Below are 7,027 nucleotides of genomic sequence, written 5' to 3' on the forward strand. Positions count from 1 at the left end.
CTCGGTGGGCCGCCGCCCCGCTGTCGGCCGTTTTCGTGTGGTCGCTGCTGCGGCGGTGGGGGTGACCCCGGGCCCGCCGCGCGGGTCACTGCGGGGGTCAGGCGACCGGGGTGTACTTGTAGCCGACCCGGCGGACCGTCACGATGCTCTCCCGGTAGGCGGGTCCGAGCTTGCGGCGCAGCCGCGCCACGTGGACGTCCACCGTGCGGCCGTCGCCGACGTGGCCGTAGCCCCAGACGGCGGAGACCAGGTGGTCGCGGGTGTGCACCCGCTGGGGGTGCTCGGTGAGGTGGGCGAGCAGCTCGAACTCCAGGTAGGTGAGGTCGAGCAACCGCCCGTCGACGTGGGCGTTGCGGCGCTCCACGTCGACCGCGATACCCCGGTCGACGGGCCGCACCGGGCGGACCGCGGCGGCCGGCGAGGGCGCCGCCGCGACCGGCCGGGGCTGGGGGCGGGCGGGCGGGTCCGCGGTCTCGGCCGGGACCAGGACCAGGTAGCCGACCATCGGCCGGCCGCTCCCGTCGGCGGCCTGGGCACCGGGCTGCGTTCCGAACTGGGCCGCGAACTGGGCGCCGTACTGGGCGAGCAGGGCCTGCGGCAGCGCCGTCTGCGGCACCGCCGCGATCACGGTGGCGCCCTCGGGGAGGGCGGCGAGCAGGGACTGCGGCGGGAGGGCGGCCGGGACGGGACCGGCCGGCCCGGTGGCGTGCGGCAGGTTGGTGTGCGGCAGGCCGGCGTGCGACGGAGTGGCGTGCGGCGGGGTGCCGTTCGCCGGGTGGAGGGAGCGGACCGCGCGCAGGTGCGGGGTCGCGGTGGGCAGGGGAAGGGTGGCCGTGGAGGACATGGTGCCGCTCATTTCGCGCGTGACGGACGGGGTGGAGTCGTCTGCGCGTCGACCTGGCGGACCGCCGGGCTGACCTCGGGTCAGCGGGCGGCGCTACCGGGACGCGCCGGGCGAGCCCGGACACGTCTGGTCGAAGTGGTGCGGCTGTCGGGACGGCCAGAACGGCTCCAGGTCGAGGCGGCCCGGGCCGCCGTCCGCGAAGGGACTCACGGCGTCATGGAAGCGCGCGAACGCCCCCGAGGACCCCGCCCGGTGTGTCGCACCGGTCACGGAACCGTGCATGGTGCTCCCCCTCCCCGGGTCGTCGGTCTCCTCTCCCGGCGGTGGGCCGGGGCAGTCGTACCGTCAGAGCGTTCCACGTCAGGGCGGGTCGGGGCAAGCCACTGTCCACGGATGCGTCCACGATGCGGACAGACGGCGCTCAACGAGTGGTCGACGGCTGGTCGCCGGGTGGTCGACGGGGACTCCTCGGAGGCTCCTCGTGCGGCCGGCGGGGGCCCGCACCGACCCGCGCCCCGACCCGCGCTCAGACCCCCGCGCGGACGGCCGGGCGGCGGGCGGCGGCGTGCTCGACCAGGGCCACCAGCAGCTCCTTGCCGTCCTCCCGGCGCCGGGCGTCGCACAGCACCACCGGGATGTCGGGGTCGAGGTCCAGCGCGTCCCGGACGTCACCGGGCGCGAACACCTCGCTGCCCTCGAAGCAGTTGACCGCGACCACGAACGGGATGCCGCGCTGCTCGAAGAAGTCCACCGAGGGGAAGCAGTCCGCCAGCCGCCGGGTGTCGGCGAGCACCAGCGCGCCGAGCGCGCCGCGCGCCAGCTCGTCCCAGACGAACCAGAAGCGGTCCTGGCCCGGCGTGCCGAAGAGGTACAGCGCGAGGCCCGGCCGCAGGTCGATCCGGCCGAAGTCCATCGCCACGGTGGTGGTGCGCTTGGCCTCCACGCCCGCGGTGTCGTCCACCGGGCGGCCCAGCTCGCTGAGCTCCTCCTCGGTGCGCAGCGGACGGATCTCGCTGACCGAACCGACCAGGGTGGTCTTGCCCGCGCCGAAGCCGCCGGCCACCAGGATCTTCAGGGCGACGGCCGGGCCGCCGCGCCAGCTCGGTTCGTTCTCCGAGGAGGCGGGGGCGGCGGGGTCGGCGGGGGCGTCAGAGCGCACGGAGTCCATTGATCACGTCTCGCAGCAGGCGCTCGTCCGGCAGCTCGGCGAGCGGAACGGGTCGGGTGACGCTGATCAGGTCGGCGTCGTAGAGGTCGCCGAGCAGCACCCGCACCACGCTGACCGGCAGGTCGGTGTAGGAGCCCAGCTCGGCGACCGAGAGCGGCTCCCGGCGGCACCAGGTCAGGATGGCCTGGTGCTCCGGGTCGAGCAGGTGGGCGGGCACGGCGCCCGCGTCCGGCCCGGGGTCGGCGGCGGTGATCAGCGAGATCAGGTCGAACAGGCCGTCCTCGACGGGCCGGGTGCGTCCCCGGGTCATCGAGTACAGCCGCACCACCGGGCCGGCGTCGTCGTCGAACCAGCGGTCGTCGACCGGGGTGCGCGGCCGGAACAGGTCGACCTCCGGCCCCTCCCCCGCGTCCCCGTCCCGCCCGGCCGCCGCGCCCCGGTCCTCGACCTCGACCTCGGCCTCCGTGCCCTGCTCGGGCTGCGTCTCCTCCGCCATGGCCCCGCTCATCTCCCCGGCGGAGCGGTGGCGGTTCGCGGCTCGGCGGCCATGTGCTCGCCGACCCGCTTGACCAGCAGGGCCATCTCGTAGGCGATCTGGCCGATGTCGGCCTCCGCCTCGCTGAGCACGGCCAGACAGCTGCCGTCACCGGCGGCCGTGATGAAGAGGAACGCCTCGTCCAGCTCCACCATGGTCTGGCGGACGCCACCGACCTTGAAGTGGCCGCCGGTGCCCTTGGCCAGGCTGTGGAAGCCGGCCGCGACCGCGGCGAGGTGCTCGGCGTCCTCGCGGGCCAGGCCCTGGGAGGCGCCGGTGGCGAGGCCGTCGCTGGACAGGATCACCGCATGCCTCAGGGCCGCGACCCGTCCCACGAGGTCGTCCAGGAGCCAGTTGAGGTCTCCGGACGGCTGCGTCGAAGTGGTCATGAATCTGTTCCTTCCGCTGGAGCGGGTGGTGCCGGCGGTGCGGGTGGTGCGGTCCGTCGGGGTGGTGCGGGTAGGGCGGGTGGTGCGGGGGCCGGGGCGATCGCCCGCCGGGACGGGTCCGGGGGCTGCCACGCCGGTACGAGGGTGGGCCGGGCGGGTGCGCCCGGCACGGCGGGTGCGGCGGGTGCGGTGCGCGCGCGGTCGGCGCCGCGGCCGCGGGTGTAGCCGCGCTGGAAGGAGGTGAAGGTGGCCCGGGCCTCCTCGGGCGAGCGCTCCCGGGCGGGCTGCCCGGCGTCCGCCGAGGAGGACGCGGCCTCCTGCACCGCGCGTTCCTTCAGCTGCGGGGCGAGGCTCGCCTGCCGCACCCGGCGCGGCAGGCGACCCGGCCGGCCGGTGGGGGCGGGGGCGGTCTCCCGTGCGGCCTCGGCGTCCGGTGCGGTTACGGTCTGCGGGTCGGCCTCGGTATCCGGGGCGAGCCCGTTCTCCGGGCCGGCTCCCGAGGTGACCGGCAGGTCGGAGCGCCGGTGCCGGCCGGTGCCGGGGGCCTCCTGCCCCTCCGCGCCGACGGGGCGGACCTCGACCTGCTGGCGGCCCGCCTCCAGGCGGCCCTGGACCAGCTGCGTGCCGCCCGGGGCGACGGTCCGGCGGGCGGGTTCGCCGACCTGCTGGACGGAGCCGACGACGACGAGCTGTTCGACCTGATCGACGAGCAGCTCGGCCGTTAGGCCCTGGTGGACGACGGACCGAAGGGGCCGGGGAGTCCTCCCCGGCCCCTTCGGCCCTGTCCGGCGCGCGCTGTCAGCGGGAGGGACCGCGGCGGCCGTGGCGACGAGTGCGGCGGCCGGGGCCGGTGGCGGGGTCGGCGGCGGCGAGGCCGAGCGAGAGGGTGATCCGGGCGCCGCCGAGCGGGCCGCGGTCGATCCGCAGGGCGCCGGCGGTGGCCGCGGCGGCGCGGCGGGCGATGTCCAGGCCGAGGCCGGTGGAGCCGGTGCTGGCGCCGCGGGCCAGGGCGCCGTCCGGGTCGTCGATGCCGGGGCCGGCGTCCTCCACGGTGAGCTCGACGCTCTGCGCGGTGCGCTCCACCCGGACGGCGAACGCCGTCCCGGGCGGGGTGTGCCGGAAGACGTTGCCGACCAGCGAGTCGATCACCGCCGTGAGGTCGTCCTCGGGGAGCCGGACGGGCGTCGGCTCGGTGGTGATCTCCAGCCGGCAGGCGCGGTCCTGGTGACCCGCCAGGGTGGCCCAGAAGCCCGCCCGGTGACGGATCACCTCCGCCGCCTCCGTGCGGGGACCGGGACCCGCCGAGGACTCCCGCCCGGCGCCGGAGCGCGGACCCGCCGTCGTGCGGGTGTTCTCGGCGGCGGTGAGCGCGCGGCCCATCGGGCCGGTGGCCAGCGGGGTGCGGGCGGCGGCGATGATCGAGTTGAGCTCCTCCTCCAGCTGCGCCACGGCCGTGCCGATCCGGCGGGTGTCCGGGCCGGGGGCCATCCGGTCGGCGGCCAGGTGGAGGGCGGTCAGCGGGGTGCGCAGCCGGTGCGAGAGGTCGGCGACCAGCTCGCGTTCGGTGGCCAGCAGGTCGACCATGCGGTCGGCCATGGCGTTGAAGGCCCGCCCGGCGTCCCGCAGTTCCCTGGGGCCGCCGGGTTCCACCCGGATCTCCAGGTCGCCGGCGCCGAGGGCGTGCGAGGCCCGGGAGAGGGTCCTGGAGGAGCGCACCACCTGGGCCCCGAGCCGGTCGGCGACCAGCACCGAGCCGGCGATCAGGCCGACGGCCAGCAGGGACATCACCGCCCAGGAGGCGCTCACCCCGCGGGTGAGGTCGGCGTCGGGGACGAACTCCTCGACCACGGCCGTCCCGTCCTGGCCGAGCACCACGGGCTGGAGGTAGAGCCAGCCGCCGGGGACGTCCCGGGCGATCGACTCGCCCTCGTCCATCGCCCGGCGCAGCAGGTGGTCGGGGGCGTGTCCGGCCCCCAGGTGCCGGCCGTCGGGCAGGTGGACGCCCAGCCCGTCGCCCGGGTCCAGGCCGGAGACGGCCTGCTGGAGGTCGGCCGTGCCGGTGGTCAGGGCCAGTACGGGGGCCAGGGCGGCGGCCCGCTGCTCGGCGGCGGTGGTGCTCTGCTTGCGGGCCTGGTCGGCCACCAGCACGCCGAGGGGGATCAGGAACGCCAGCGCCACCATCGAGGTGACGGCCAGGGCCACCCCGGCCAGCGACCGTCTCACCGGGGCGTGACCATCTTGATCCCGACCCCGCGCACCGTCCGCAGGTACCGGGGGAGCGAACCGCGCTCGCCGAGCTTGCGCCGCAGCGCCGAGAGGTGGACGTCGATGGTCTGGTCGTCCACGTACGACTCGCGCCAGACCTCGGCGAGCAGTTGGCGCTTGGGCACCACCTGGTCGACGTGCCGGGCCAGGTAGGCGAGCAGGTCGAACTCCCGGCGGGTCAGTCTGAGCTCGACCCCGTCGAGGTGGGCCGCACGGCCGCGCGGGTCGATCGACAGCCCGCCCACCACGAGGGCCTCGCCCGGGCCGGTCGCCCGGCCGCCCACGCCGGCCGGCGGGAGGTGGGCGGCCGTGGAACGCCGCAGCACCGCGTTGAGCCGGGCCACCAACTGCCCGCCGGAGAACGGCTTGACCAGGTAGTCGTCGGCGCCGGCGTCCAGCAGCTTGATGATCTCCGCCTCGTCGTCGCGGGCGGTGGCGACCAGCACCGGCACCTGGGAGATGCCGCGGATCATGCGCAGCGCGTCCGCCCCGTCCAGATCCGGCAGCCCGAGGTCGAGCACCACGGCGTCCAGCGTCGCCCGGGTGACCTCGCGCAGCGCCCCGAACCCGTCGCCCGCGCTGCGCACCAGGTGTCCGTGGGCGCTGAGCACCTCCACCAGCGAAGCGCGTATCTCGGGTTCGTCTTCGACGACAAGGACGCTCGGCATGGGGGACACCGTAGCGGATCGTGGATGATGGCCCGCGTGCACCGCCTCGCTCGCTACCTGCTGGTTTGGATCTGCTGTACGGCCTTCGCCGTGACGGCCGTGTTCTTCGCGGTCGGCTTCGTCGTGGACTCCACGGCCGAGGTCCCGCCGACGGTCCGGACGGCGGCGAACGGGATCGGGACGGCCGATTCGGCGGTGGCGGAGAGCCCGTCCGCGGTGCCCGTCCCGACCGGCGGCCAGCCGTCCGCGGCGCCCTCGGGCGCGCCCTCCGCCGCGACCCCGGTCGGCTCGCCGACCGCCGGGGGCAGCCCGTCGGCGGCGAGGACCAGGACGGCGACCGCGCCCGGTACGGCCACGCCCGGCACGACCGCGCCCACCCCGCAGGGCGGTGGCGACCGGAGCGGCTCCTGCCCCGGCGGACCGGGTGTCTACACCGTCAAGTCCGAGGGCGGGCAGGTCACGGTCCGGTACGGCGCCACCGCCGTCTGCCTGGTCTCCGCGCTGCCGGCGCCCGGGTTCACCACCCAGACCTCCCAGGGCGCCGCGCAGACCCTCCTCGTCACCTTCTCCAGCTCCCACCACCGCTCCCAGATCACCTCCACGGTGCAGCCGCGCGCCCAGTCGTCGGTCCGCGAGACGGATCTCTGAGCGGGCCCGCGGGCATCCGCGCCGCGGCCCCGCCGGCCCCGAGCCCCCGGTCCGGACGCAGGTCGGACCGGGTTCCGGGGGTTTCGGGGGCTGTTCCCGAAGCGCAGGCTGCGGGCTTCCTTAGCCGTTCCTGAAGATCGGCCGCAACGGCGTGACAGGCGGTTCGGGCGGCCTATGCTCGCTGTCGCAGAGAGCCTCTGACGGCCCGCCGGACCGGCGGCGCGACAGGGCTCCACGCGCACACCGGACTCGCGGACCGGGGTGCGCCGACCCACCGTCTCCCGACGCCCGGCCCCACGGCCGGGCCGACCGCCGGGACACGGCAACCCTCACCCGATCCCGAGGTACCACCATGCCCAACGACCCCCGCGTGCCCCGGCGTCCGCGCCGCACCCCCGCCCACCGTGCCCTCCGGCGGCCACCCCGGCTGCCCCGGGCGGCCCTCGCCGGAGCGCTGCTGCTCGCCGTCGGCGGCACCGCGGCCACCGTCGCGGCGCTCCCCGCCCCGGC

9 protein-coding genes are annotated in these 7,027 nt (G+C 76.5%); 2 read left to right on the top strand and 7 right to left on the bottom strand.

Annotated features, from left to right (window positions below; genetic code table 11):
- Positions 1-97: 97 nt before the first annotated feature.
- From ACWEQL_RS39590 to ACWEQL_RS39610, 5 genes are all read right to left on the bottom strand, one after another.
- Positions 98-844, bottom strand: a complete 747-nt coding sequence (locus ACWEQL_RS39590; RefSeq protein WP_452155991.1) for a winged helix-turn-helix domain-containing protein — start codon at positions 842-844, stop codon at positions 98-100.
- 526 nt (positions 845-1,370) lie between these two features.
- Complete coding sequence (locus ACWEQL_RS39595; protein ID WP_452155993.1) at positions 1,371-2,012, bottom strand: GTP-binding protein; 642 nt, start codon at positions 2,010-2,012, stop codon at positions 1,371-1,373.
- The gene (locus ACWEQL_RS39600; RefSeq protein WP_452155995.1) at positions 1,993-2,508 is read right to left on the bottom strand and encodes a DUF742 domain-containing protein; all 516 of its coding nucleotides are present in this window, start codon (positions 2,506-2,508) and stop codon (positions 1,993-1,995) included. The genes ACWEQL_RS39595 and ACWEQL_RS39600 overlap by 20 nt, the downstream gene beginning before the upstream one ends.
- An 8-nt stretch (positions 2,509-2,516) precedes the next feature.
- Entirely contained in the window at positions 2,517-2,936 is a 420-nt protein-coding gene (locus tag ACWEQL_RS39605) for a roadblock/LC7 domain-containing protein (protein WP_452155997.1), read from the bottom strand.
- Entirely contained in the window at positions 2,933-3,301 is a 369-nt protein-coding gene (locus ACWEQL_RS39610; protein WP_452155999.1) for a hypothetical protein, read from the bottom strand. The genes ACWEQL_RS39605 and ACWEQL_RS39610 overlap by 4 nt, the downstream gene beginning before the upstream one ends.
- A gap of 159 nt (positions 3,302-3,460) precedes the next feature.
- Here ACWEQL_RS39610 and ACWEQL_RS39615 point away from each other — a divergent pair, with 159 nt between their 5' ends.
- Positions 3,461-3,661, top strand: coding sequence for a hypothetical protein (locus tag ACWEQL_RS39615; protein WP_452156001.1), 201 nt, complete (start codon positions 3,461-3,463; stop codon positions 3,659-3,661).
- A 73-nt stretch (positions 3,662-3,734) separates the two neighbouring features.
- Here the strand turns inward: ACWEQL_RS39615 and ACWEQL_RS39620 are convergent, their stop codons facing one another.
- Both ACWEQL_RS39620 and ACWEQL_RS39625 read right to left on the bottom strand, forming a co-directional pair.
- Complete coding sequence (locus tag ACWEQL_RS39620) at positions 3,735-5,159, bottom strand: ATP-binding protein (protein ID WP_452156003.1); 1,425 nt, start codon at positions 5,157-5,159, stop codon at positions 3,735-3,737.
- Positions 5,156-5,869: a response regulator transcription factor gene (locus tag ACWEQL_RS39625; protein ID WP_452156005.1), complete on the bottom strand. Its 714-nt coding sequence runs from the start codon at positions 5,867-5,869 to the stop codon at positions 5,156-5,158. The genes ACWEQL_RS39620 and ACWEQL_RS39625 overlap by 4 nt, the downstream gene beginning before the upstream one ends.
- Positions 5,870-5,905: 36 nt before the next feature.
- Between ACWEQL_RS39625 and ACWEQL_RS39630 the strand changes: the two genes are divergently transcribed.
- Entirely contained in the window at positions 5,906-6,517 is a 612-nt protein-coding gene (locus ACWEQL_RS39630) for a hypothetical protein (RefSeq protein ID WP_452156007.1), read from the top strand.
- Positions 6,518-7,027: the final 510 nt, after the last annotated feature.

Source organism: Kitasatospora sp. NPDC004240 (assembly GCF_053603215.1).

What these genes read in the sequence shown, in the direction of transcription:
- ACWEQL_RS39600 (WP_452155995.1), bottom strand. Translation starts at nt 2,508, where the DNA reads ATGGCGGAGGAGACGCAGCCCGAGCAGGGCACGGAGGCCGAGGTCGAG.
- ACWEQL_RS39590 (WP_452155991.1), bottom strand. Translation starts at nt 844, where the DNA reads ATGTCCTCCACGGCCACCCTTCCCCTGCCCACCGCGACCCCGCACCTG.
- ACWEQL_RS39605 (WP_452155997.1), bottom strand. Translation starts at nt 2,936, where the DNA reads ATGACCACTTCGACGCAGCCGTCCGGAGACCTCAACTGGCTCCTGGAC.
- ACWEQL_RS39625 (WP_452156005.1), bottom strand. Translation starts at nt 5,869, where the DNA reads ATGCCGAGCGTCCTTGTCGTCGAAGACGAACCCGAGATACGCGCTTCG.
- ACWEQL_RS39595 (WP_452155993.1), bottom strand. Translation starts at nt 2,012, where the DNA reads ATGGACTCCGTGCGCTCTGACGCCCCCGCCGACCCCGCCGCCCCCGCC.